The following is a 23,326-nucleotide window of genomic DNA, read 5'->3' as shown; positions in this document are numbered from 1 at the left end:
CCCTACGATTTCGTTCGGGTGCCGTGGCGGCCCTGCTGCCGGGGGCACTTCGCGGGACACGCTGTTAATACATCCGTGTACGCTCTAATCGGCATCCCTGCCTCATCAGGTCCCGCAAACCACCCCCCATCACCAGGGCCTTAACATCTGCCACAGTGGTTCAATTCACCTACTGCTCGAGAAAATTCCGCAACATATCGTGACCGTGCTGCGTCAGGATGGACTCCGGGTGAAACTGCACACCCTCCACCGCCAGCTCGCGGTGGCGCAGGCCCATGATTTCCTCGATTTCACCGGATTCGGTTTCGGTCCAGGCGGTGACTTCCAGACAGTCCGGCAGGCTGCCCTTTTCCACCACCAGCGAGTGATAGCGGGTCGCTTCGAACGGGTTCGACAGGCCGTGGAACACCCCCAGGTTGTTGTGCACTATCTGCGATGTCTTGCCGTGCATGACCTTGCCCGCACGCACCACGCGGCCGCCGAACACCTGGCCGATACTCTGGTGACCCAGGCAGATGCCGAGGATCGGCACCTGCCCGGCAAAGCGGCGGATGGTCTCCAGCGAGATGCCCGCTTCGTTCGGCGTACAGGGACCGGGCGAAATAACAATTTTCTCCGGGGCCAGCGCGTCGATATCCTCGACGGTAATCTCGTCGTTGCGCTTGACCACCACATCCGCGCCCAACTCCGCCAGGTACTGCACCACGTTCCAGGTAAAGGAGTCGTAGTTGTCGATCATCAGAATCATTGCGCAATATCCTCACGGCTGCTTTCGGGTGTCGGCTTTTTGCCTGCCAATGCCATGGCGGCGGCGCGGAACAGCGCGCGGGCCTTGTTCATGGTTTCGTCCCACTCGGATTGGGGGTCCGAATCGGCCACCAGACCGGCGCCGGCCTGGATGTACAGTTTGCCGTCCTTGATCACTGCGGTGCGGATGGCGATGGCGGTATCCATATTGCCGTTCCAGGCCAGGTAGCCCACCGCGCCGCCGTAGATCCCGCGCTTTTCCGGCTCCAGCTCGTCGATGATCTCCATCGCGCGGATCTTGGGCGCGCCGGACAGGGTGCCGGCCGGCAGCGCGGCGCGCAGCGCGTCGATAGCGCTGAGACCGCTCTTGAGCTGGCCGGCCACATTGGACGTGATGTGCATCACGTGAGAATAGCGCTCCACCACCATCTGCTCGGTGACTTTGACACTGCCGGTCTCGGCCACGCGGCCGACGTCGTTGCGGCCCAGATCGATCAGCATCAGGTGCTCGGCGATCTCTTTGGGATCGGCGAGCAGCTCTTGCTCCAGCGCTGCATCCTCCTCCTCGGTAGCCCCGCGGCGGCGGGTGCCGGCCAGCGGGCGCACGGTCATCTCGCCGTCTTCCAGATGCACCAGAATCTCCGGGCTGGACCCCACCACCTGGTGATCGTCGAGATCGAGGAAATACATGTACGGGGACGGGTTGAGGCTGCGTAGCGCGCGGTACAGGTTCAGCGGCGGCGCATCGAAATCGGCGGACAGCCGCTGCGACGGCACCACCTGCATGACATCGCCGGCCAGCACGTATTCCTTGACCTTGCCGACGGCGCGCTTGAATGCCTCTTCGCCGAAATGGGAGTGGAACGCGGATTCGTCGATCGCGTTGCCGTCCAGATCCAGCGGTACCGTATCCGGCAACGGCTGCGCCAGCCTGCCCACCAACTCATCGAGGCGCGCACCGGCGCGCTCGTAGTCGCCGTCCTGCTCTGGATTGGCATGCACGATAAAGATCACTGCGCCGGCCAGGTTGTCGAAAACCACCAGCTCGTCGCTGACCATCAACAGGATATCCGGGTTGCCGAGCGTGTCCGGCGGCGTGCTGTCGGCCAGGCGCGGCTCGATATAGCGCACGCAGTCGTAGCCGAAGTAGCCCACCAGGCCGCCGTTGAAGCGCGGCAGGCCGGGCAGCTCCGGCACCCGATAGCGGCCCTGGAACGCCTCCACGAACGCGAGCGGGTCGGCCGATTCGCACTGCTCGACCACCTCGCCATCGCGCTCGACGGTGATTTTGTGCCCACGCACGCGTAGCAGCGTGCGCGCCGGCAGGCCGATGATCGAGTAGCGCCCCCACTTCTCGCCGCCCTGTACGGATTCGAACAGGTAGCTATAGCGGCCGTTGGCCAGTTTCAGGTAGGTGGATAGCGGCGTTTCGATATCCGCCAGCACACGGCGCACCAACGGTATGCGGTTGTAACCCGCGGACGCAAGTTGGGCGTATTCACTTGGGGTCATGCTGACTCCAGACAATTTGCAGAGATTCGGTCGGCGGGCGATTGGTACAGAGGGCGCCCACGGGAAAGGCGGCCAGGCGGTAGCGGGACCGGTGTTTGGCCTTCAGCGGATCAGCGGCGCCATCGCCAGCTGCAGATGTGGTGGGCAGAGTGGTTCACGGACATTCCCTCGCGTTGGCGGGCTAGTTTACAAATCCCTGTAGGAGCGGGCAAGACCCGCCGCAGATATCGCGGTGGGCGCCCGCCACCTTATAAAGTTTTGCAACATGCTTATAACGAAATCATTTCGCCTGCCTGTGCGACGGCAGACCCGCTATTTGAGCTGTCCACGCATGGCGTCGATGGCGCCGCGGTAGTCGCCGGCATTGAAGATTGCCGAGCCGGCGACAAAAGTGTCGGCACCGGCGGCGGCAATCTCGCCGATATTGTCGCGGGTGACGCCGCCGTCGATCTCCAGGCGCACATCGCGCCCCGAGGCATCGATCAGTGCCCGCGCCTCACGCAGCTTGTCCAGCGTGGCGGGGATGAACTTCTGCCCACCGAACCCCGGGTTGACCGACATCAGCAGGAGCATATCCAGCTTGTCCATCACGTACTTGGCCGCGTCCAGGCCGGTAGCCGGATTGAATACCAGGCCCGCCTTGCAGCCGAGGCTCTGGATCAGCTGCAGCGAGCGATCCACGTGGCGCGACGCCTCCGGATGGAAGGTGATCGAGGTGGCGCCGGCATCGGCGAACATGCGGATCATGTCGTCCACCGGCTCCACCATCAGGTGCACGTCGATGGGTGCCTCAACCCCGTGCTTGCGCAGCGCCTGGCATACCATCGGGCCGATGGTCAGGTTGGGCACATAGTGATTGTCCATCACATCGAAGTGGATCCAGTCGGCGCCGGCAGCCAGCACCGCATCCACTTCCTCGCCCAGGCGGGCGAAGTCGGCGGACAGGATCGACGGGGCAATGACGTATTCCGGGGTGGTATTCGCGGGCATGGCGGTTTCCTGTGATTCGTTCGTTTACTCGGTCAAGCGGTGCTCGAGGCGCTCGAGGCGTTCGGGGGTCCCCACGTCGCACCAGTCGCCTTGGTAGAGTTCCGCCTGCAGCCGATCTTCGTTGTAGGTAAAGACTTCGCCGAGGCCGAAGCACGGGCGCGCCTTCGGGTAATCGCGCAGTATCTCCGGGGCCAGCCAGCTGATACCGGCAAAGGTATAGCGCGGCTTGCTGGTGCCCGAGAGCAGGCCGCCGTCGATGCCGAAGTCGCCCTCGGGGTTGTGGGGCGGATTCGGCACCATCAGCAGGCGCCCCGGGCAACCGGCCGGCAGCGGCCGCGCCAGCCACTGGGCCAGGTCGAAATCGCACCAGACATCGCCGTTGACCACCAGGAAGGGGCGCTCACCGAGCAGTGGCAGCGCCTGCAGTATGCCGCCGGCGGTCTCCAGCGGGGCGTCTTCGACGGAATAGCGGATATCCAGCCCCCAGCGCTCGCCGTCGCCGAGATAATCGCGGATCTTGTCGCCGAGGTGACCGAGATTGATCACCACCCGGCGCACGCCGATACGCGCCAGGCGCTCGACGGCATACTCGATCAGCGGCTTGCCGGCCAGCGGCAGCAGCGGCTTGGGTGTGTGATCGGTGAGCGGGCGCATGCGCTTGCCGAATCCGGCCGCCAGCACCATGGCGGTAGGGACAGCGGATACATCGGTGGTCTGCGGTTTGTCGGAATCGTTCATCGAAGCCTTTGTCGGTTATTGGCGCTCGCCGGCGTGGCGGTAATCGCGGTACCAGTCCTGGCGCTCTGCCAGTGGCAGCAGCGCTCCCCGCAGCCAGTCGGCGAAGGGTCTCAATTCATCGTAGCGCCCGGCCACCTCCAGCGCATAGCGGAGCACCAGTGGCAGGTCCGGCAGATAGCCGCTCTTGCCGTCGCGCAGGTATAGGCGCGGAAACAGCCCCAACACCTTGATATGGCGCTGCAGCCCCATCCAGTCGAACCAGCGCAGGAAGGTCTCCGGCACCACCGCCGGCAGGATACCCGCGGTCTCCGCCATCGCCGCGTAGGACAGTGCCCAGCGCTCGACCCGCTCCCGCGGCCAGCGCACATAACAGTCGCGCAGCAGCGACGCCAGGTCGTAGGTCACCGGACCCCAGACCGCGTCCTGAAAATCCACCACGCCCGGGCGCTCGCCGTCTCGCAACATGAGGTTGCGACTGTGGTAGTCGCGGTGCACCAGCACCTGCGGCTGTTCCGCAGCCGAATCCAGCAGCAGTGCAAAGGTGTCCTCGAGCATGCGGATTTCGCTGTCGCCCAGCGAGTAGTCGAGCAGCTTCTGCGCCAGCCACTCCGGCAGAATGCGCATCTCGGTAAGCAGCAGCTCGCGGTTGTAGGGCGGGAAGAGATCGCCCGCCGGCGGTATCTGCTGCAGGCACAGCAGTTCGCTCAGCACCTCGCCGTAAAGGCCATCGACACTGTTTTCATTCAACTGGCTGAGCAGCTGGCAGTCGCCCAGATCCTCGAGCAGCATAAAGCCCTGCTCGACGTCCGCGGCTACCACCAGCGGCGTGTGGATACCATGGCGGCGCAAATAGTCGGCTACGGCCACAAAGCGGGCCGGATTGGTGCGGCTCGGCGGCGAGTCCACCGCGATCAGGCTCGACCAGTTGCCACCCGGTTGGCAGGCCGCACGGAAGTAGCGGCGGAAACCGGCATCACCCGCCAGCGTGTGCAGCGCCATGTCGCCACCGCTCTGCAGCGCGTGGCCGGCCCACCGGGCCAGTGCCTGCCGCCGCTTGTCTGTCTCGCCTGTCGAACGCTCGCTCATGCGCCGCTACTACTCCAATGCTTTCGGCCGCATTGTAACGGCGCCGCCGGTGCCGTCCAGCTGAGCGGCCAAATTTCCTCCCGGCGACGGACAAAGTCGACAGAATGTGTCCGCCGCAAGGCCTGGTTAGTGTTAACTAGTTCTACATTCAAGTAGAATCGTCCGCTGATTTTTGCACGGCCGCGCCCGTGCCCCCTCTACGGAAGAAACACCAAGATAGCCGGAACATATCACCTGATGCTGGAAGCTTCCCGGTGGCGCCGCCTGGCGCGCGCCATTGCACAGATTTCGCACCCGCGCTCGCTCGCAATCGGCCTGATCGCCGCGCAGCCGCTGTGGGTGCAGGCGGCGGATAGCGAAACCGCCGCCGCGCCCGATTACAACCCCTACCTGTATCTGGACTGGCTGCCGAAATCGCAGCTGAGCCCGATCCAGCGCGCCGCCATGCGCGCGTCCTGCGGGGGCGCCTTCGTGGAACCGCCGCGCGATTACCCGGACGCCGACCTGAAACCGGATCTGGCGCCATTGCGCGCCACCGCCGATCATTCCAACTGGCTCGACGACGGCACCGCACAGCTGCGTGGCGACGTGCACATCACCCAGGGCTCTCGCCAGCTGTTCGCCGACCAGGTCGACGTCAATCGTGCGCAAAACACCGCCTACCTGCGCGGCGCGATCGAAATGCGCGAGCCGGGCATGCTGATCCGCGGCAAGTCCGCGGAAGTACACACCGACAGCCAGGCCGCCGCGATCGATGACGCCACCTACGTCCTCCACCAGGCTTTCATCCACGGCAGCGCCGACTTTGCCGCCCGCGAGGCCAGCGGCGAACTGACCCTGACCGAGGGCAGCTACACCCGCTGCGAACCGGGCGAGGAAGTCTGGCGTATCACCGGCGGCCAGATCACCATCGACAACGTGGAACGCCAGGGGGTGGCGCGCAATGTCCGCCTGGAGATTGCCGATATCCCACTGTTTTACTTCCCCTACCTGCGCTTCCCGGTGGGCGACGCACGACTGTCCGGGCTACTGTTCCCGAGCATCAGCAGCAACGATAAAAACGGCTGGGATATCGCCGTTCCCTACTACTGGAATATCGCCCCGCAGCTGGACGCCACCATCGTGCCGCGCTACATCCAGTACCGCGGCACCGGCGCGGAGCTGGAGGTGCGCCACCTGAGCCAGCTGTTCAGCACCGAGGTGCGCATGGCCGGGCTGCCAAACGACGAGGGCGGTGACGACGCGCAGGCCCAGGAGCTGATTCGAGAGGGATTCCCCGAAGACCTGGTGCTGCCGGCCAAGGGCGACGATCGCTGGCTGCTGAACCTGAAGCAGAAAGGCGGCAATGGCGGCTTCTGGTACAGTAAAATCGACTACACCAAGGTCAGCGACCCGGACTACTTCCGCGACCTGGACACCGCCAACCTGAGCGTGTCCGCCGAACGCAAGGTCGACCAGAAGGTCGAGGGCGGCATCCACAGCGATCACTGGCGCGCGACCCTGCGCACCCAGGAATACCAGCTGCTGGAAAAGGACAAATATGCCCCGTACAGCCAGCTACCGCGCCTGAATGTGGACGGCGGCTACCGCTGGGGCGACTGGAACCTGACACTCGCCAACGAGATCACCGACTTCGCCCACGATGATTCGCAGACGATCCGCTTTATTCGCGATGTCGGCGACCCGAACAGTGTCACCGAGCGCAGCAGGGACTTCGTCAACGCCGAGCGGATGCGTGTCGACTATGTGCTCGACTGGGACAAGCAGTGGCTGTGGGGCTACTTCCGCCCCGGCCTGGCGGCGCGCTACCTGGGCTATCAGGTCGATGACCAGTTCCTAAAAGAAGGGCGCAGCGACGCGCCGTCGGCGTCCGCCGGGCAGTTTACCCTCGACAGCGGCCTCTTCTTCGAGCGCGACAGCAGCGCCTGGGGCTACAAATTTGTGCAGACACTGGAGCCGCGCCTGTTTGCCCTGGTGAGTTCCGATACCGACCAGAGCGGCTTTTACGATATCAGCACCAACCCCCTCGATGGCGGCAACGACCTGCTGTTCGATACCAGGTTATTCACCTTCAGCTACGACCAGCTGTTCCGCGACAGCCGCTTTACCGGCAACGACCGTATCGACGACGCCGACCGCGTGGCACTGGGGCTGACCACCCGCTTTATCGACCCACCGAGTGGCCGCGACCTGCTCGCCGCGAGTGTCGGCCAGATCTTCTACCTGGACAATACGCGCAATACCCTCACCGGCATTGTCGAGGGCGCGCCCCGCTCGGAGCTGGCCGCCCGCCTCGAGAGCCGCCCGCTACAGTCCCTGCGCATCGGCAGCGAATTGATCTACGATGACGACGAAGGCGAGGTCAACCGCGGTAACTTCACGCTGCGCTATCTCGACGACGAACTGCGCCTGTTCAACCTCGGCTACCACTACCTGCGCCAGCCCAACGAGGAAGACACCATCCAGCAGGAAGACACTATCAAGCAGGTAGACGCCTCGATGGTGCTGCCGATCGGTGGCGGTGCCGCGCTGATGGCGCGCGCCAACTACGATCTGACCTTCGGTCGGGAACTGGAATACCTGGCCGGCGTCGAATATGACAGCTGCTGTTACCGCGCGCGGCTGGCTTGGCGCCGCTCGCTGGATAACAACCTGGCGGACGTGGTCCCTCCAGAGGACCTGCCGTACGACGAGGGCATCTACCTGGAAATCCAGCTGAAGGGTCTGGCCGGCCTCGGCACCACCGTGACCCGCATGCTCAGCCAGGGCATCCCCAACTTTGACCAGAGAGAAGTACTGACACAGTGATGACAATAATGAGTAAGCTCAACTGCAAACGGGCCCTGCTGGCACTGGCGGCCATCTTCGCACTGGCAGCCAATATCGCCAGTGCCCAGGTACAGAACCTCGACCGTGTAGTCGCCGTTGTCGACGACGACGTGGTCATGGCCAGCGAACTGCAGGAGCGCCTGAATACCATTCAGGCGCAGATCAAGGCACAGAACGTGCAGGCGCCGCCGCTCGACGTGCTGCGCCGCCAGGTGCTGGAACAGCTGATCATCGAGCGCCTGCAGCTGCAGATCGCCGCACGCGCCAAAGTCACCATCTCCGACGCAGAGCTGGACCAGGCCATCGCCCGTGTCCAGCAGAACGCCGGCGCCAGCCCCGCGCAATTCAAGCAGCGCCTGGCCGCCGACGGCATCAGCGAGAAGGCATTTCGCGAGCAGATCCGCCGCGAAATGCTGCTGCGTCGCGTCGAACAGGGCAGCGTCAACAGCCGCCTGAAGATCACCGACCAGGATATCGATGACTTCCTGCATTCCAAGGAAGGCGAGTTCTGGAAATCCCCGCAGTTTCAGCTGGGCCACATCCTGATCCCGGTCAGCTCCAGCGCCCCCGCCGAAGAGGTCGCCAAGGCGCGCGCCAAGGCCGAACGGATCGTCAAGCAGGCCCGCGGCGGCGCCGACTTCCGCCGCCTCGCCATCGCCAACTCCGGCGGCCAGAACGCGCTGCAGGGCGGCGACCTCGGCTGGCGCAAAACGGTCGAGCTGCCGACACTGTTCGCCGATGCCCTCAAGGATCATAAGGTCGGCGACGTCACCGACCCCTTCCGCAGCGACGCCGGCTTCCACATCCTCAAGATTCACGACGAACGCGGCGCCGCCGAGCAGGTGGTGGAGCAGACCAAGGTACGCCACATCCTGATCAAGACCTCCGCCATCGTCAACGATGACCAGGCCTACAACAAGCTGATCAAGCTGCGCCAGAAAATCCTCGACGGCGCCGATTTCGCCAAAGTTGCGCGGGAAAACTCCGAGGACATCGGCACCATGCTCAAGGGCGGCGAACTCGGCTGGTCCTCACCGGGGCAATTCGTGCCGGAGTTCACCCAGGAGATGAAAAACACCAAGGTGGGCGAGATCAGCATGCCGTTCCACAGCCAGTTCGGCTGGCACATACTGCAGGTGGAGGGTCGCCGTAAACAGGATATGACCAAGCAGTACATCCGCAACCAGGCCGCCAACCTGCTGCGCAAACGCCGCTACGAGGAAGAACTGCAGAACTGGCGTCGCGAAATCCGCGACCAGGCTTTCGTCGAGATCAAGCTGCCCGAGCTGAAAGACGACGCCGACAAAAAAGACGCAAACAAGGAATAAGCCCATCGTCGACACAGGCACCGGCATGATCCCCAGAATCGCGCTGACGCCCGGCGAGCCCGCCGGCATAGGACCGGAACTGGCGGTGAAACTGGCCGGTTCCGGCAATAGCGCACAGATCGTCGCTATCGCCGATCCGCAGCTGCTCGAGCGAGCCGCCGCGCAACTGGGCAGCCCGCTGCAACTGCTGCCGTTCGACGCCGAGGCCCCCGCCGCCCCCACCCCCGCCGGCAGTCTGTACGTGCAGCCGGTGGCCGCGGCGCAAGCCGCGCACCCCGGCCGACTCGACACCGCCAATGCCGCCTATGTACTGGAAACCCTGCGCACCGCCGCAGAGGGCTGCCTGCAGCGGCGCTTCGATGCGCTCGTCACCGGGCCGGTGCACAAGGGTGTGATTAACGACGCCGGCATCCCGTTCAGTGGCCACACGGAATACTTCGCCGACCTCGCCGGCGTCGAGCGCGTGGTGATGATGCTCGCTGCGGACGACCTGCGCGTGGCGCTGGTCACCACCCACCTGCCGCTGAAAGACGTCAGCGCCGCCATCACCCCCGAGCGCCTGGAACAGATTGTCACCATTCTGCACCGCAGCCTGCGCGACCGCTTCCGCATCGACAAGCCGCGCATCGGCGTGTGCGGACTCAATCCCCATGCGGGAGAAGGCGGCCACCTGGGGCGCGAGGAGATCGAGGTGATCCAGCCGTCACTGGACAAGCTGCGCGCCCTCGGCCTCGACCTGCTCGGCCCGCTGCCCGCCGACACCCTGTTCACCCCGCCGCAGCTGGCGCGCTGCGACGCGGTGCTGGCCATGTACCACGATCAGGGCCTGCCGGTGTTAAAATTCAAAGGCTTTGGCCGCGCCGTCAATATCACCCTGGGGTTACCGTTTATCCGCACCTCGGTGGATCACGGCACGGCCCTGAACATCGCCGGCAGCGATATCGCCGATTGCGGCAGCCTGCGGGCGGCCGTGGCGCAGGCGACCGAACTCGCGCAGCTGCGCGCGCTGTAATCTACCCAACACCTTTATTTGGCGCCCACGCACGGGCGATTTTGATTGATGGACAACTCCCCCCAGAACTCCTTTTTCCAGCACAAGGCGCGCAAGCGCTTCGGCCAGAACTTCCTCGTCGACGAGAACATTATTGAAAAGATCGTACGCGCCATCTCCCCCAAAGAGAGCGACCGCCTTGTGGAAATCGGCCCCGGCCAGGGTGCCATCACCCAGTTGCTGATCCAGCGCTGCCCGTCGCTGACCGCGGTGGAGCTGGACCGCGACCTGATACCGCTGCTCAAATTCAAGTTCCGCGACTATCCGGATTTCACCATCATCGAGCAGGACGCGCTCAAGTTTGATTTCGGCGAATTCGCCGGCGATGACAAACTGCGCATTGTCGGCAACCTGCCGTACAACATCTCCACCCCGCTGCTGTTCCACCTGCTCGGTTTCCGCGGCAAGGTTGAGGACATGCACTTTATGCTGCAGAAGGAAGTGGTGGACCGCCTGAGTGCGACGCCGGGCAACAAGTCTTTCGGACGCCTCAGTGTCATGGTGCAGTACCACTGCCGCGTGCAGGGCCTGTTTCCGGTGCCGCCGCAATCTTTTCGTCCGGCGCCGAAAGTGGAGTCCGCCATCGTGCGCCTGGTACCGCACGCCACGCCGCCATACCCGGCCGAAGACGAACAGCTGCTGGAGCGCATCGTCAACGTCGCCTTCCAGCAACGCCGCAAGACACTGCGCAACGCGCTCAAGCCGCTGTACCCGGAACTCGATGTGAGCCAGTTGCCGGTAGACGCCGGGCGCCGCCCGGAAACCCTCAGTGTGCAGGAGTTCGTACAACTGGCAAACTACTGCGCAACACTAGCAGGCTGCTGAAAGATGCCTTCCCTGGCATTTTTCGGCCCAGGTTTGCGGCGCATGTCCGCAGACCCTCGACGGCAAATCAAGCACTTACATGCTCGATTTGCGGCCCGGCCCTCCATGGCCGGGTTTCCAGGCTGCTGAAAAATACTTTTTCGGCAGCCTGCTAGACCGCCAATAAGCAACCAACCCGGGGAACTCGAGTTTTGGCGACCTATGCCATCGGCGATATTCAGGGCTGTTTCGAACCGCTGCAGCGCCTGCTGAAAAAAGTCCGCTTCCGCCCCGACCGCGACAAGCTGTGGCTGGCGGGCGATATGGTGCATCGCGGCCACGACAGCTTGGCCACACTGCGCTTCCTGTATGAACACCGCCATCAGGTTACCGCCGTGCTCGGCAACCACGACCTGCACCTGCTGGCGCTGGCCCACGGCGCCAAGCCGTTGAGCGACAAAGAGCACGACCTGGCTGCAGTCCTGCACGCCAAGGATGCGGATCGTCTGCTGGGATGGCTGCAGGGGCTGCCGCTGGTGGTACACAAGAAAGGCTTCACCATGGTCCACGCCGGTATACCGCCGATCTGGAGCGTGACCAAGGCCCTGAAGCTGTCCCACGAAGTGCACGAAGCCCTGGCCGACGACGCCATGGCCAAGGCGTATTTCTACGGCATGTACGGCAACGAGCCCCACTGCTGGAGCGATCACTTGATCGGGATCGAGCGGCTGCGCTCGATTACCAACTACTTCACGCGTATGCGTTTCTGCAAGGCCGACGGCACCCTCGACCTGGTCACCAAGCGCGGCCCCGACGCCACCCACGGCGATTACAAACCCTGGTTCAGCTTCCCCGAACGCAAGACCCAAAAAGACAAGATTATCTTCGGCCACTGGGCCGCACTCGAAGGCCGCGCCGATACCGAGAATGTCTACGCGCTGGATACCGGTTGCGTGTGGGGCGGTTACCTGACCGCGATGCGCCTCAGCGACGAGGAGTTTTTCTGTGCGGATTGCGGCCTGTAGTCGATAAACACCCCCGACAACCGGTTGTGAACGACCGACTCTACTGTTGCATTAATGACTTACCCAGTCGGGGAGACTTCCCCGAGGGGTGGATATGCAAAATCCCACTTGCTGGCGCCTGCTGCTGGCCGGCGACGTAATGACCGGCCGCGGTATCGACCAGATACTGCCCGGCGCCGGTGACGCACAGATTTACGAATCCTATATGCACTCGGCTCGCGGCTATGTGACGCTGGCGGAAGAGCGCAACGGCCCGATTTCCGTCCCGGTTTCTGTCGACTACCCGTGGGGTGAGGCGCTCGCGCTAATGGCAGCGCGCAATGCGCACTGCCGCATCGTCAATCTGGAAACCGCGGTGACCCGCTGCGATGATTTCTGGCGCGGCAAGAGCATCAATTACCGCATGCATCCGGACAATATGCCGACCTTGAGTGCGGCGCATATCGATCTGTGCAGCCTCGCCAACAACCACGTGCTCGACTGGGGCTACGGCGGGCTGGCGGAAACATTGCAGGTGCTGCGCCGGGCGGGTATCGGCACCGCCGGAGCCGGGGAAACTCTGGCTGCCGCGGCGGCGCCGGCCGTGTTTCCGCTCGGTGGGCAGCGTCTGCTGCTGTTTGCCTGTGGCCACCCCAGCAGCGGCGTACCCGAGCGCTGGGCGGCAAACGGCGACAGGGCCGGCGTTTACTTGATCGGGGAGTTATCCACACAGACCGTCGCCGAGATTGCGCGACGCATCGAGGATAGCCGCCAACCCGGAGATATCGTCGTGATATCGATTCACTGGGGTGGCAACTGGGGCTACCGCATTCCGCACGAACGGCGCCGGTTCGCGCACTGGCTGATCGACGCCGGCGCCGACCTGGTGTTCGGCCACTCTTCCCACCACCCCCAGGGTGCCGAGGTCTATCGCGAGCGAGCGATACTTTACGGCTGCGGCGACCTGATCAACGACTACGAGGGCATCGGCGGCTACGAGGAATACCAGGCACAGCTGCGCCTGCTGTACTGTGTGGATCTGGATCGGGACAGCGGCGCACTGCGGCGCCTGGAGATGATTCCGTTCGAGATGCGTCGACTGCGCTTACACAAAGCGGGCAGCCATGATCGGGACTGGCTGCGGAAAACGCTCGGGCGCGAGTGCCGGCGCCTCGGTGCGGGTCTGCGGCTATCGGAGGATGGGGAGAGTTTCTTGCTGCAATGGTAGCGGTCGGGTGCAGAGGGGCGTCGCGCCCCCTGCCCTCTGCCCGGGCCAGCTCAGCTGGTCGCGAAGCCGTTGGGATTCTGCGACTGCCAGCGCCAGGTATCCTCGACCATACGCTCGGGACCGTACTCCGCGACCCAGCCCAACTCTTTTTTTGCCAGAGCCGGATCCGCATAGTATTCAGCGATATCTCCGGGGCGGCGCGGAACCACCTTGTATGGCACCGGGCGGCCGCTGGCCCGCTCGAAGGCATGCACGATTTCCAGCACCGAGGTGCCGCGGCCGGTACCCAGGTTGTAGGTGTAACAGCCGTCTTGCGTCTCTTCGCGCTGCAACTTCTTCAGTGCCGCCAGGTGGCCGCGGGCGAGGTCCACCACGTGGATATAGTCGCGTACCCCAGTGCCGTCGACGGTGTCGTAGTCGTCGCCGAATACCTGTAGCTCCGGCAGACGCCCCACCGCCACCTGGGCCACATAGGGCAGCAGGTTATTGGGAATTCCGCGCGGGTCCTCACCAATGGTACCGCTCTCGTGGGCACCGATGGGATTGAAGTAGCGCAGCAGGCTGACCTTCCAACCGCTGTCTGGCGCCGCACACAGGTCGCGCAGAATGTTCTCGACCATCAGTTTGCTGGTGCCGTAGGGGCTGGCGGCATTGGTGGGAAAGTTTTCGCGGATCGGCGAGCTGGGCGGCTCGCCATAGACAGTCGCGGACGAGCTGAAGATCAGCTGGCGCACGCCAAACTCTTCCATCACCTGGCACAGCGTCAGGGTGCCGGCAACATTATTCTGGTAGTAGCGCAACGGCTGCTCCACAGACTCGCCCACAGCCTTGAGACCGGCAAAGTGGATCACGGCATCAATGTCATAGCGGGAAAAAATTTCCCGTAACTGCGCGGCGTCACCGACATCGGCGCGGTGCAGCGGCACCTGGCGCCCCGCGATGACTTCGACCCGGTGCAGCGACACTTCGCTGCTGTTGCACAGGTTGTCCACGACCACCGGCTGCAGGCCTGCAGCCAGGAGTTCCACGCAGGTGTGACTGCCGATATAGCCGGCACCGCCGGTCACCAGTATTGCCATTGAATTCATGCTCCCCAGGTTCAATTCAGCGGCATAGTAGAGCGCAGAACCGCCATCCAATTCAACCGCCATATTGGCAGGAAATTCCTCGCCATGGTGGGCGGGGTGTCTATGCTGAAAAGGCGGGAGCGGGTTTCACCCCGGCTTCGCGCGCGGCAGGGAGGACCCACTGCCGCCGGCGATAACGATAGTATTTCGCGCACAGGCGCATGTCAGTAAACGCGTTTTCCGCCCGGCGGAAACGCGGTCAGGCCAGCAATCCGTTGGATCAGTAGTACGCCGCGGCACCCCCGGCGATTTATCCCGCGCACCGGCATGGAGCCTGAGTGCTGGCCGACACGCTACAGGGAGCTGTATATCATGACGATTTTCAACCACTACCTGGAGAGATACGAGTCGATCCAGGACGAAGAGCTCAGCATCCAGGAGTACCTGGAACTGTGTAAGCACGACCGCAGTGCCTACGCATCACCGGCAGAACGCATGCTGATGGCCATCGGCGAAGCGGAGTTGATAGATACCTCCCGCGATCCGCGCCTGTCGCGCATCTTTTCCAACAAGGTCATCAAGCGCTACAAGGCCTTCAGCGAGTTTTACGGCATGGAGGAGGCCATCGAGCAGATCGTCTCCTTCTTCCGCCATGCCGCCCAGGGCCTCGAGGAAAAGAAACAGATTCTCTACCTGCTGGGCCCGGTGGGCGGCGGCAAATCTTCACTGGCGGAGCGCCTGAAGGCACTGATGGAGCAGATTCCGATCTACGCCATCAAGGGCTCGCCGGTGTTCGAATCGCCCCTGAGCCTGTTTTCCCCCAGCGAGGACGGCCAGATCCTCGAGGAGGACTACGGCATTCCGCGTCGCTACGTAAACACCATCATGTCGCCCTGGGCCATGAAGCGCCTGCACGAGTTCAAGGGGGATATCAGCAAATTCCGCGTAGTGAAAATCCGCCCGTCGATCCTCGACCAGATTGCCATCGCCAAGACCGAACCTGGCGACGAGAACAACCAGGATATCTCCTCGCTGGTGGGCAAGATCGACATCCGCAAGCTCGAGGACTTCCCGCAGAACGACCCCGATGCCTACAGCTTTTCCGGCAGCCTGTGCCGCTCCAATCAGGGGCTGATGGAATTCGTCGAGATGTTCAAGGCGCCGATCAAGGTGCTGCACCCGCTGCTGACCGCCACTCAGGAGGGTAACTACAACAGCACCGAGGGTCTCGGCTCGATTCCATTCAACGGCACCATTCTCGCGCATTCCAATGAATCCGAATGGCAGTCATTCCGCAACAACCGCAACAACGAGGCCTTCCTCGACCGCATCTATATCGTCAAGGTGCCCTACTGCGTGCGGGTGGATGAAGAGATCAAGATCTATCAGAAGCTGCTGGAAAACAGCTCCCTGTCCAAGGCGCCCTGCGCGCCGGATACCCTGCGCATGCTGGCGCAGTTCTCGGTGCTGTCACGGATCAAGAACCCGGACAACTCCAGCCTGTTTTCCAAAATGCGTATCTACGATGGCGAGAACCTCAAGGATACCGACCCCAAGGCCAAAACCATTCAGGAGTACCGTGACAACGCCGGTGTCGACGAGGGCATGAATGGCCTCTCCACCCGCTTCGCGTTCAAGATCCTGTCCAAGGTGTTCAACTTCGATGCCACCGAAGTCGCCGCCAACCCGGTGCACCTGCTCTACGTGCTCGAACAGCAGATCGAGCAGGAGCAGTTCCCGCCCGAGCAACAGGAAAACTACCTGGGATTCATTAAGGAATACCTGGCGCCGCGCTATGTCGAGTTTATCGGCAAGGAGATCCAGACCGCCTATCTGGAATCCTACGCCGAGTACGGTCAGAACCTGTTCGACCGCTACGTCACTTACGCCGACTTCTGGATCCAGGACCAGGAGTACCGCGATCCGGAGACCGGCGAGATTCTCGACCGCGGCGCCCTCAACGAGGAACTGGAAAAAACTGAAAAGCCGGCCGGGATCTCCAACCCGAAAGACTTCCGCAACGAGATCGTCAATTTCGTACTGCGCGCCCGCGCCAACAACCAGGGCAAGAACCCCGACTGGCGTTCCTACGAAAAACTGCGTGCAGTGATCGAGAAGAAGATGTTCTCCAATACCGAGGACCTGCTGCCGGTTATTTCCTTCAACACCAAGGCCTCCGCCGACGACCAGAAGAAACACGCCGACTTTGTCGAGCGCATGGTCGAACGCGGTTACACCGAAAAGCAGGTGCGCCTGCTGTCGGAGTGGTACCTGCGGGTGCGTAAGTCGCAATAGGGCATCGGGGCCGCCGCAAGAGCGACATTGTCTCGCTCGCTGGCGGCTTAGCGATCGTCCGTATCACCGCTTCGATCAGGCTAATCGGGAAGCAAGGCAGTAATATGAGCTATATCATCGACCGCCGCCTGAACGGCAAAAAGAAAAGCACGGTCAACCGGCAAAGGTTTCTTCGTCGCTACAAGGCCCACATCAAAAAGGCGGTCGGCGAGGCCATGAACAGCCGCTCGATCACCGATATGGACAAGGGCGAGCGCATCAGTATTCCCACCCGCGATATCAGTGAGCCCATCTTCTCCCACGGCCCCGGGGGCCATGTCGAACGGGTGCTGCCCGGTAACAAGGAGTTCACGGCCGGAGACCGCATTCCGCGGCCGGGTCAGCAGGGCGGTGCCGGTGGCGGAGGCAATGGCGCCTCCGACAGTGGCGAGGGAATGGACGAATTCGTCTTCCAGATTTCCCAGGAAGAATTCCTCGACTTTATGTTCGAGGGCCTGCAGCTACCGAATATGGTCAAGCGGCGCCTGGCCGGCAACGAATCCTTTCAGGTGGTGCGCGCCGGCTTCTGCAATGAGGGCACCCCCGGACGCCTGAATGTGGTGCGTTCACTGCGCTCCGCCAACGCGCGCCGCATTGCGCTGACCAGTAGCAAGCGGCGCAATATCCGCGCACTGCAGGCCGAGCTGGAAGTGGAGGAAGGCAAGGACACGGCGCTGCGCGACCAGCGCCGCATCGACGCCTTGAAGGAAAGGATCACCGATATTCGCCAACGCATCGATCGCGTGCCGTACCTCGATGACTTCGATCTAAAGTACAACCTGCTGGTGCGCCAGCCGCGGCCACGCTCGCGCGCAGTAATGTTCTGCCTGATGGACGTGTCCGGCTCCATGAACCAGGCCACCAAGGACATGGCCAAGCGCTTTTTCCTGCTGCTGTACCTGTTCCTGCAGCGCAGTTACGAGTACACGGAAGTCGTGTTTATCCGCCATCACACCAGCGCCAAGGAGGTCGACGAGGAAGAGTTTTTCTACTCCCGCGAAACCGGCGGCACCATCGTCTCCAGCGCACTGAAGCTGATGCGCACCATCATGCGCGAGCGCTACCCGGCCAGCGAGTGGAACATTTACGGTGCGCAGGCCTCCGACGGCGATAACTGGAACGACGACTCCAGCACCTGCCACAAGATTCTGATCGACGACATCATGCCCCACGTGCAGTACTACTCCTATGTGGAGATCACGCCGCGCGACCACCAGGCGCTGTGGGAAGAATATGAGAGCGTGCGCGTCTGCTTCCCGGAACACTTCGCCATGGAGCAGATCGTCGATGTGCAGGATATCTATCCGGTTTTCCGCGAGCTGTTCAGTCAGAAGGTGGCGGTCTGATGCTAGATAAATACACAACCGGCCCTGCAGCGCCGGACGACAAGGCCCGCGGGCCCATTTCTACCACCTCGGAGTGGACTTTCGAACTGATCGAGGAATACGACCACGCCATCGCCGCACTGGCCGAAGAGTTCGGGCTCGACACCTACCCGAACCAGATCGAGGTCATCAGTTCCGAGCAGATGATGGACGCCTACTCCTCGGTGGGGATGCCGGTGGGGTATAACCACTGGTCGTTCGGCAAGCAGTTTATTAGCGTCGAGAACAACTACCAGCGCGGCCTGATGGGGCTCGCCTACGAAATTGTCATCAACTCCAATCCCTGCATCGCCTACCTGATGGAAGAAAACACCATGACGATGCAGGCACTGGTGATCGCCCACGCCTGTTACGGCCACAACTCGTTCTTCAAGGGCAACTATCTGTTCCGCAGCTGGACCGACGCCAGCAGCATTATCGACTACCTGATTTTCGCCAAGAACTATATTGCCCGCTGTGAGGAGCGCCACGGACTGAACGCGGTGGAAGCGGTACTGGATTCCTGCCACGCACTGATGAATTACGGCGTCGACCGCTACAAGCGGCCCTACCCGATTTCCGCCGTGGAAGAGGAGCGCCGCCAGCAGGAGCGCGAGGAGTACCGTCAGCGCCAGCTCAACGACCTGTGGCGCACCATCCCCAAACTGGGTCCCGACACCGGGGACAAGTCGGTGCATCGCTTCCCGGAAGAGCCCCAGGAAAATATTCTCTACTTTATTGAAAAGAATGCGCCGTTGCTGGAGAACTGGCAGCGGGAACTGGTGCGCATCGTGCGCAAGCTGGCGCAATACTTCTACCCGCAGCGCCAGACCCAGGTGATGAACGAGGGCTGGGCCACCTTCTGGCACTACACACTGCTGAGCGAACTGCACCAGCGCGGTCAGGTGACCGACGGCTTCATGATGGAGTTTCTGCAGAGCCACACCAATGTGATCTACCAGCCGCCCTACGACAGTCCCTACTACAGCGGCCTCAACCCCTACACGCTGGGCTTCAGTATCTTCAGCGACCTGCGCCGCATTTGTGAAAATCCCACCGACGAGGACCGTCGCTGGTTCCCGGACATCGCCGGTAGCAACTGGAAGGAGACGCTGCAGTTCGCCATGCGCGACTTCAAGGACGAGAGTTTTATCCTGCAGTTCCTATCGCCCAAGGTCATGCGCGACCTGCGCCTGTTCTGCATCAGCGACGACGACCGCGACAACGAAATACTGGTCAGCGCCATCCACGACGAGGATGGCTACCGACAGCTGCGCGCCAATCTGGCCGGGCAGTACAACCTCGGCAACCGCGAACCCAACATCCAGGTCTACTCAGTGGATACCCGCGGCGACCGCTCCATCACCCTGCACCACACCCAGCACCAGCGCCGCCCGCTGGGCAAGGACAGCAACGAAGTGATGCGCCACCTGCACCGGCTGTGGGGCTTTGATGTACACCTGCACAGCCTGCACGGCGACGAAATCACGGCCAGCTATCACTGCCCGGAGCTCGGTCGCGACCGCGCCGACGGTGAAGAGGAATCGATGCTGGTTCCCAAACCAATCTGAGGACCGCCCCGGCACCGGGGCGCCGATCAGTTCTCGAGCAGCAGTTTGACCTTGGCGATCAGCTCCGCGCGATCCGCCACCTGGGTCAGCAGGGCATCGGCCCCGGCGTCCAGCCAGCGCTGCTGATCCCCGTCATCGGCGGGCACCACGACCAGAGTGCGGACATTGGCGTATTCGCCACGTGAACGCAGGTGATCGAGTATCTGAAACACTTCCACCCCGCTCAGGTTGGCGTCCAGCAGCAGCAGGGCCGGCTTGCAGGCGGCCATCATGGTGCCGGCGGTAAAGCTGTCGCAGGCCACATCCACTTCGCAACCGGTCTGTTGCAGCGCCTGACGGCCGAGGCCGGTGAGCTCCGAATCGCCGGTCAGCATAAGCACCTTGCGGCTGGCGGTAGCCAGCTCGTTCGGTACCGGCATGGCGTTATCGCGCAAAAAGCCGACAAAGTCTTCCACGCAAATACGGTGATCGCCGCGCCCCGGCAGCTTGTACGCCTTCAACTGGCCGCGCTCAATCCAGCGGATTACAGTACGGAAATTCACCCCGCAGTACCTCGCGGCTTCGCCGGTGGTGAGCACATGCAGTTCGTTCATCTTATTATCTCCCCCAACATTCTGCGATTACAGGCAGATACCACTCAAAGTCCCTTTCCTAAACGCACGGCGAAAGCAGATTCTGCCGCAGGTTTATCCTGTTATTTTGAATCAACCTTATAAATTATGCTGCCAAGGGCTGCAAATGCAGCCTGAAACTCGGCCTTCATAATGTATTAACGAAGAGCGGGCGAAGCCCCTCAAAAAAAACGCTGAAAGATAGAGTTGACAGTTATGACAGGTTAAATATAATGGACACCATTGAATGGCGAATGGATATTCCCAACGCGAATACCCTAAGACCCTGGGCCCCCTTGTTTTTTCGGGGCCTTTTTTTTATCTTGCCGAAACGCCTTTTCTCTCCTTGTTTGCGCCCACACGAAGCGGGCGACGCCGGAATCGACGGATTTATGGCTGTAACTAGCGCAACCCGGCAATCCTCCCTGCCTCCCCATCGGCTCCTGGCGGAGTCTACCCCGTGAAGATCTACCTGGTCGGCGGTGCCGTGCGCGACGCGCTACTCGGCAGAACCGTGCACGAGCGCGACTGGGTCGTGGTCGGCGCCGATGAACAGCAGATGCGCGAGCGCGGTTTTAGCCCGGTGGGCAAGGATTTCCCGGTGTTCCTCCACCCGGACACCCGCGAGGAGTACGCGCTGGCCCGCACCGAGCGCAAGAGCGGCCACGGCTATGGCGGCTTCAGCGTACACGCGGCCCCGGATGTCACTCTCGAACAGGACCTGCTGCGCCGCGACCTCACCATCAACGCGATGGCGGAATCCGAGAGCGGCGAACTGGTCGACCCCTACGGCGGTCGCGCCGACCTGGATGCCCGGCTTTTGCGCCACGTATCCCCGGCATTCGCCGAAGATCCCCTCAGAATCCTGCGTGTTGCTCGCTTTGCCGCCCGCTACCACCATCTCGGCTTCACCATTGCCGACGACACCATGGCGCTGATGCGCCAGATGGTGGAAGAAGGTGAAGTGGAACACCTTGTGGCCGAGCGGGTGTGGAAGGAAGTCAGCCGCGCACTGACCGAACCTGCTCCGGATGTCTTTATCCGCGTATTGCGCCAGTGCGGCGCCCTGGCGATCCTGCTGCCCGAACTGGAAGCACTGTTCGGCGTCCCGCAGCCGCCCAAATACCACCCCGAAATCGATACCGGCGAGCACGTGCTGCTGGCCCTGCGCGCCGCGCCGGCGGAGCTGCCTGTGCGCTTTGCCACCCTGCTGCACGATCTCGGCAAGGGCGTAACACCCGAAGAGATATTGCCCAGTCACCGCGGCCACGAAGTCGCCGGCCTGCCGCTGGTGCGCGAAGTCTGCCGCCGCTGGCGCGCCCCGAAACAGCTGGCCGCCCTGGCCTGCGGCGTATGTGAATACCACCTGCACTGTCACAAGGCTTTCGAGCTGCGCCCACAGACGCTGATGAAAGTGCTGCGCGCGCTGGATGCCCTGCGGCGCCCCGAGCGTTTCGAGCAGTTCCTGCAGTGCTGCGAGGCGGACGCCCGCGGCCGCACCGGACTGGCGGATCGCGACTACCCGCAGGCGGACTACCTGCGCGCGGTGCGCGCCGCTGCGGCCGCCGTCGGCCCCGAGGCGCTAATGGCGCAGGGCTTCGCGGGGGCCGAACTGGGCAAGGCCCTGGATCGTGCCCGTATCGAGGCGATTGCCGCAGTGAAGAAGCGACACCAGGAGAGCGACAAGGATGCGTAATGCCCTGATTACCGGCGCCGCCGCGCGCCTCGGCCGTGCCAGCGCGCGCGAGCTGCACCGCGATCACCGCGTCATCATTCACTATCGCCATTCCGCCACCGCTGCCGAGGAGCTCGTCGACGCATTGAACCGGCTGCGTCCGGACTCCGCGGTCGCCATGCAGAGCGACTTATCCACAGCTGCCGACTGTGACCAGCTGGCGCAGCGCGCCGCCGCGCACTGGGGCGGTGTCGATGTGCTGGTCAACAACGCCTCCGCCTTCTACCCCACGCCGATCGGCAGCGCCGATGAGCGCGCCTGGGATGAGCTGCTCGGCAGCAACCTGAAGGCGCCGTTCTTCCTCAGCCAGGCGCTGGCACCAAGCCTCGCCCGCGACCACGGCTGCATCATCAATATGGTGGATATTCACGCCGAACGGCCCATGCCCCAGCACACCATTTACTGCGCCGCCAAAGCCGGCCTGGTCATGCTGACCAAGAGTCTGGCGCTGGAACTGGCGCCGCAGGTGCGGGTGAATGCCGTGGCCCCCGGCGCGATTCTGTGGCCGGAACAGGAAGCGGTCGATGATGAAAGTCGGGCCAAAATTCTCGCCCGTATCCCGCTGGCGCGCACCGGCAGCGAGTCCGATATCGCCCGCACCGTGCGCTTCCTGGCCGAGCCGTCCTACATCAACGGCCAGGTGATCGCGGTGGATGGCGGCCGCAGCCTCAACACCTGAACACCAGCCACCCATCGGCACAATTGCCGCTGCAGAGCCATGGCTGCCAGGTCACGGCTGCCGAGTCATGAAAGGAAAGCAGCGGCGGCAGAATCAGCCGGCCTGCTCCAGCGGCTGGCCATCTTCATCCAGGAACAGAACGTCGCGCGCACTCAGCACCTCACCCCCGGCACTGTGCACAACCACCGGCGCAATCGCCTGGCCAGCGGCCCGATCCACCAGCTGCATCTCGTCCTTTTTGCCATTCCAGCGCTCGCTCCACTGGCGCAGGGCCACCACCACCGCAAACAGGTCGCGCCCTTTGTCGGTCAGGCGGTATTCGTAACGGGTGCCGTGCTCACCGACATTCACGCGAGTCAGCACACCGTTATCCACAAGACGGGACAGGCGGTCACAGAGAATATTCTTGGCGATGCCCAGACTGTTCTGGAAGTCCACAAAGCGCCGCGTACCCAGCATCGCCTGCTTGATTACCAGCAGGGACCACCAGTCGCCGACTTCGTTAAGGGCACAGGCCACCGAGCAGCCCAGGTCATCAAATCGTTTACGTGTCATGGCTGCAGTATAAGTGGAAAAGGTTGCATTAAAAAACCAAATAAAGTTTCATTACGCAACCAGGTTTGCAGGGCCGGTCATGCACCACCCCAT

The 23,326-nt window shown here is 62.8% G+C and carries 19 protein-coding genes; 11 read left to right on the top strand and 8 right to left on the bottom strand.

Features of this window, described 5'->3' with window-relative positions; translation table 11 throughout:
- Positions 1-169 precede the first annotated feature (169 nt).
- The 5 genes from ABDK11_RS02410 to ABDK11_RS02390 all read right to left on the bottom strand — a co-directional run bounded on the left by ABDK11_RS02410 (position 170) and on the right by ABDK11_RS02390 (position 5,073).
- On the bottom strand, positions 170-748 hold the full coding sequence (locus ABDK11_RS02410; protein WP_346838729.1) for an aminodeoxychorismate/anthranilate synthase component II: 579 nt from the start codon (positions 746-748) through the stop codon (positions 170-172).
- Positions 745-2,259 carry an anthranilate synthase component I gene (gene trpE, locus ABDK11_RS02405; RefSeq protein WP_346838728.1) on the bottom strand — a complete coding sequence of 505 codons (1,515 nt, stop codon included), beginning with the start codon at positions 2,257-2,259 and terminating at the stop codon, positions 745-747. Before trpE ends, ABDK11_RS02410 begins: the two co-directional genes overlap by 4 nt.
- A gap of 312 nt (positions 2,260-2,571) precedes the next feature.
- Positions 2,572-3,249, bottom strand: coding sequence for a ribulose-phosphate 3-epimerase (gene rpe, locus ABDK11_RS02400; protein ID WP_346838727.1), 678 nt, complete (start codon positions 3,247-3,249; stop codon positions 2,572-2,574).
- 24 nt (positions 3,250-3,273) lie between these two features.
- On the bottom strand, positions 3,274-3,987 hold the full coding sequence (gene murU, locus ABDK11_RS02395; protein WP_346838726.1) for an N-acetylmuramate alpha-1-phosphate uridylyltransferase MurU: 714 nt from the start codon (positions 3,985-3,987) through the stop codon (positions 3,274-3,276).
- A 15-nt stretch (positions 3,988-4,002) separates the two neighbouring features.
- Positions 4,003-5,073, bottom strand: a complete 1,071-nt coding sequence (locus ABDK11_RS02390; RefSeq protein ID WP_346838725.1) for a phosphotransferase — start codon at positions 5,071-5,073, stop codon at positions 4,003-4,005.
- 237 nt (positions 5,074-5,310) lie between these two features.
- On the opposite strand from ABDK11_RS02390, the gene ABDK11_RS02385 reads away from it, so the two are divergent.
- The 6 genes from ABDK11_RS02385 to ABDK11_RS02360 all read left to right on the top strand — a co-directional run bounded on the left by ABDK11_RS02385 (position 5,311) and on the right by ABDK11_RS02360 (position 13,317).
- Positions 5,311-7,881 (top strand): LPS-assembly protein LptD, encoded by a 2,571-nt coding sequence (locus ABDK11_RS02385; RefSeq protein ID WP_346838724.1) that lies wholly within the window; start codon positions 5,311-5,313, stop codon positions 7,879-7,881.
- Between the two features lie 8 nt (positions 7,882-7,889).
- Positions 7,890-9,230, top strand: coding sequence for a peptidylprolyl isomerase (locus ABDK11_RS02380; RefSeq protein ID WP_346838723.1), 1,341 nt, complete (start codon positions 7,890-7,892; stop codon positions 9,228-9,230).
- A gap of 25 nt (positions 9,231-9,255) precedes the next feature.
- Positions 9,256-10,242, top strand: coding sequence for a 4-hydroxythreonine-4-phosphate dehydrogenase PdxA (gene pdxA / locus ABDK11_RS02375; protein WP_346838722.1), 987 nt, complete (start codon positions 9,256-9,258; stop codon positions 10,240-10,242).
- Between the two features lie 48 nt (positions 10,243-10,290).
- Complete coding sequence (rsmA, locus tag ABDK11_RS02370) at positions 10,291-11,106, top strand: 16S rRNA (adenine(1518)-N(6)/adenine(1519)-N(6))-dimethyltransferase RsmA (RefSeq protein WP_346838721.1); 816 nt, start codon at positions 10,291-10,293, stop codon at positions 11,104-11,106.
- A 191-nt stretch (positions 11,107-11,297) separates the two neighbouring features.
- Complete coding sequence (locus tag ABDK11_RS02365; RefSeq protein ID WP_346838720.1) at positions 11,298-12,110, top strand: symmetrical bis(5'-nucleosyl)-tetraphosphatase; 813 nt, start codon at positions 11,298-11,300, stop codon at positions 12,108-12,110.
- 94 nt (positions 12,111-12,204) lie between these two features.
- Positions 12,205-13,317: a CapA family protein gene (locus ABDK11_RS02360; protein WP_346838719.1), complete on the top strand. Its 1,113-nt coding sequence runs from the start codon at positions 12,205-12,207 to the stop codon at positions 13,315-13,317.
- 50 nt (positions 13,318-13,367) lie between these two features.
- On the opposite strand, the gene galE is transcribed toward ABDK11_RS02360, so the two are convergent.
- On the bottom strand, positions 13,368-14,396 hold the full coding sequence (gene galE / locus ABDK11_RS02355; protein ID WP_346840227.1) for a UDP-glucose 4-epimerase GalE: 1,029 nt from the start codon (positions 14,394-14,396) through the stop codon (positions 13,368-13,370).
- Positions 14,397-14,756: 360 nt separating this feature from the next.
- Between galE and ABDK11_RS02350 the strand changes: the two genes are divergently transcribed.
- The 3 genes from ABDK11_RS02350 (at position 14,757) to ABDK11_RS02340 (ending at position 19,653) form a co-directional block, all read left to right on the top strand.
- Positions 14,757-16,679 (top strand): PrkA family serine protein kinase, encoded by a 1,923-nt coding sequence (locus ABDK11_RS02350; protein ID WP_346838718.1) that lies wholly within the window; start codon positions 14,757-14,759, stop codon positions 16,677-16,679.
- Between the two features lie 104 nt (positions 16,680-16,783).
- Positions 16,784-18,064, top strand: coding sequence for a YeaH/YhbH family protein (locus tag ABDK11_RS02345; protein ID WP_346838717.1), 1,281 nt, complete (start codon positions 16,784-16,786; stop codon positions 18,062-18,064).
- Positions 18,064-19,653: a SpoVR family protein gene (locus ABDK11_RS02340; RefSeq protein ID WP_346838716.1), complete on the top strand. Its 1,590-nt coding sequence runs from the start codon at positions 18,064-18,066 to the stop codon at positions 19,651-19,653. Before ABDK11_RS02345 ends, ABDK11_RS02340 begins: the two co-directional genes overlap by 1 nt.
- A gap of 26 nt (positions 19,654-19,679) precedes the next feature.
- On the opposite strand, the gene ABDK11_RS02335 is transcribed toward ABDK11_RS02340, so the two are convergent.
- The gene (locus tag ABDK11_RS02335; RefSeq protein ID WP_346838715.1) at positions 19,680-20,246 is read right to left on the bottom strand and encodes a helix-turn-helix domain-containing protein; all 567 of its coding nucleotides are present in this window, start codon (positions 20,244-20,246) and stop codon (positions 19,680-19,682) included.
- A gap of 478 nt (positions 20,247-20,724) precedes the next feature.
- Between ABDK11_RS02335 and ABDK11_RS02330 the strand changes: the two genes are divergently transcribed.
- Both ABDK11_RS02330 and ABDK11_RS02325 read left to right on the top strand, forming a co-directional pair.
- Positions 20,725-21,960, top strand: coding sequence for a multifunctional CCA addition/repair protein (locus tag ABDK11_RS02330; RefSeq protein WP_346838714.1), 1,236 nt, complete (start codon positions 20,725-20,727; stop codon positions 21,958-21,960).
- Positions 21,953-22,678, top strand: a complete 726-nt coding sequence (locus ABDK11_RS02325; protein WP_346838713.1) for a pteridine reductase — start codon at positions 21,953-21,955, stop codon at positions 22,676-22,678. Before ABDK11_RS02330 ends, ABDK11_RS02325 begins: the two co-directional genes overlap by 8 nt.
- 93 nt (positions 22,679-22,771) lie before the next feature.
- Here ABDK11_RS02325 and ABDK11_RS02320 read toward each other — a convergent pair whose 3' ends face one another.
- The gene (locus tag ABDK11_RS02320; protein ID WP_346838712.1) at positions 22,772-23,233 is read right to left on the bottom strand and encodes a helix-turn-helix domain-containing protein; all 462 of its coding nucleotides are present in this window, start codon (positions 23,231-23,233) and stop codon (positions 22,772-22,774) included.
- Positions 23,234-23,326: the final 93 nt, after the last annotated feature.

Origin of the sequence: Microbulbifer sp. SAOS-129_SWC (assembly GCF_039696035.1) — a bacterium.
In the GTDB taxonomy this organism is placed as follows: domain Bacteria; phylum Pseudomonadota; class Gammaproteobacteria; order Pseudomonadales; family Cellvibrionaceae; genus Microbulbifer.
The sequence above is the reverse complement of the archived record's forward strand: the minus strand, read 5'-3'. Positions and strand labels throughout refer to the sequence as shown.

Coding starts and splice junctions, on each gene's coding strand:
- ABDK11_RS02410 (WP_346838729.1), bottom strand. CDS start 748: ATGATTCTGATGATCGACAACTACGACTCCTTTACCTGGAACGTGGTG.
- trpE (WP_346838728.1), bottom strand. CDS start 2,259: ATGACCCCAAGTGAATACGCCCAACTTGCGTCCGCGGGTTACAACCGC.
- rpe (WP_346838727.1), bottom strand. CDS start 3,249: ATGCCCGCGAATACCACCCCGGAATACGTCATTGCCCCGTCGATCCTG.
- murU (WP_346838726.1), bottom strand. CDS start 3,987: ATGAACGATTCCGACAAACCGCAGACCACCGATGTATCCGCTGTCCCT.
- ABDK11_RS02390 (WP_346838725.1), bottom strand. CDS start 5,073: ATGAGCGAGCGTTCGACAGGCGAGACAGACAAGCGGCGGCAGGCACTG.
- ABDK11_RS02385 (WP_346838724.1), top strand. CDS start 5,311: ATGCTGGAAGCTTCCCGGTGGCGCCGCCTGGCGCGCGCCATTGCACAG.
- ABDK11_RS02380 (WP_346838723.1), top strand. CDS start 7,890: ATGAGTAAGCTCAACTGCAAACGGGCCCTGCTGGCACTGGCGGCCATC.
- pdxA (WP_346838722.1), top strand. CDS start 9,256: ATGATCCCCAGAATCGCGCTGACGCCCGGCGAGCCCGCCGGCATAGGA.
- rsmA (WP_346838721.1), top strand. CDS start 10,291: ATGGACAACTCCCCCCAGAACTCCTTTTTCCAGCACAAGGCGCGCAAG.
- ABDK11_RS02360 (WP_346838719.1), top strand. CDS start 12,205: ATGCAAAATCCCACTTGCTGGCGCCTGCTGCTGGCCGGCGACGTAATG.
- galE (WP_346840227.1), bottom strand. CDS start 14,396: ATGGCAATACTGGTGACCGGCGGTGCCGGCTATATCGGCAGTCACACC.
- ABDK11_RS02350 (WP_346838718.1), top strand. CDS start 14,757: ATGACGATTTTCAACCACTACCTGGAGAGATACGAGTCGATCCAGGAC.
- ABDK11_RS02345 (WP_346838717.1), top strand. CDS start 16,784: ATGAGCTATATCATCGACCGCCGCCTGAACGGCAAAAAGAAAAGCACG.
- ABDK11_RS02340 (WP_346838716.1), top strand. CDS start 18,064: ATGCTAGATAAATACACAACCGGCCCTGCAGCGCCGGACGACAAGGCC.
- ABDK11_RS02335 (WP_346838715.1), bottom strand. CDS start 20,246: ATGAACGAACTGCATGTGCTCACCACCGGCGAAGCCGCGAGGTACTGC.
- ABDK11_RS02325 (WP_346838713.1), top strand. CDS start 21,953: ATGCGTAATGCCCTGATTACCGGCGCCGCCGCGCGCCTCGGCCGTGCC.
- ABDK11_RS02320 (WP_346838712.1), bottom strand. CDS start 23,233: ATGACACGTAAACGATTTGATGACCTGGGCTGCTCGGTGGCCTGTGCC.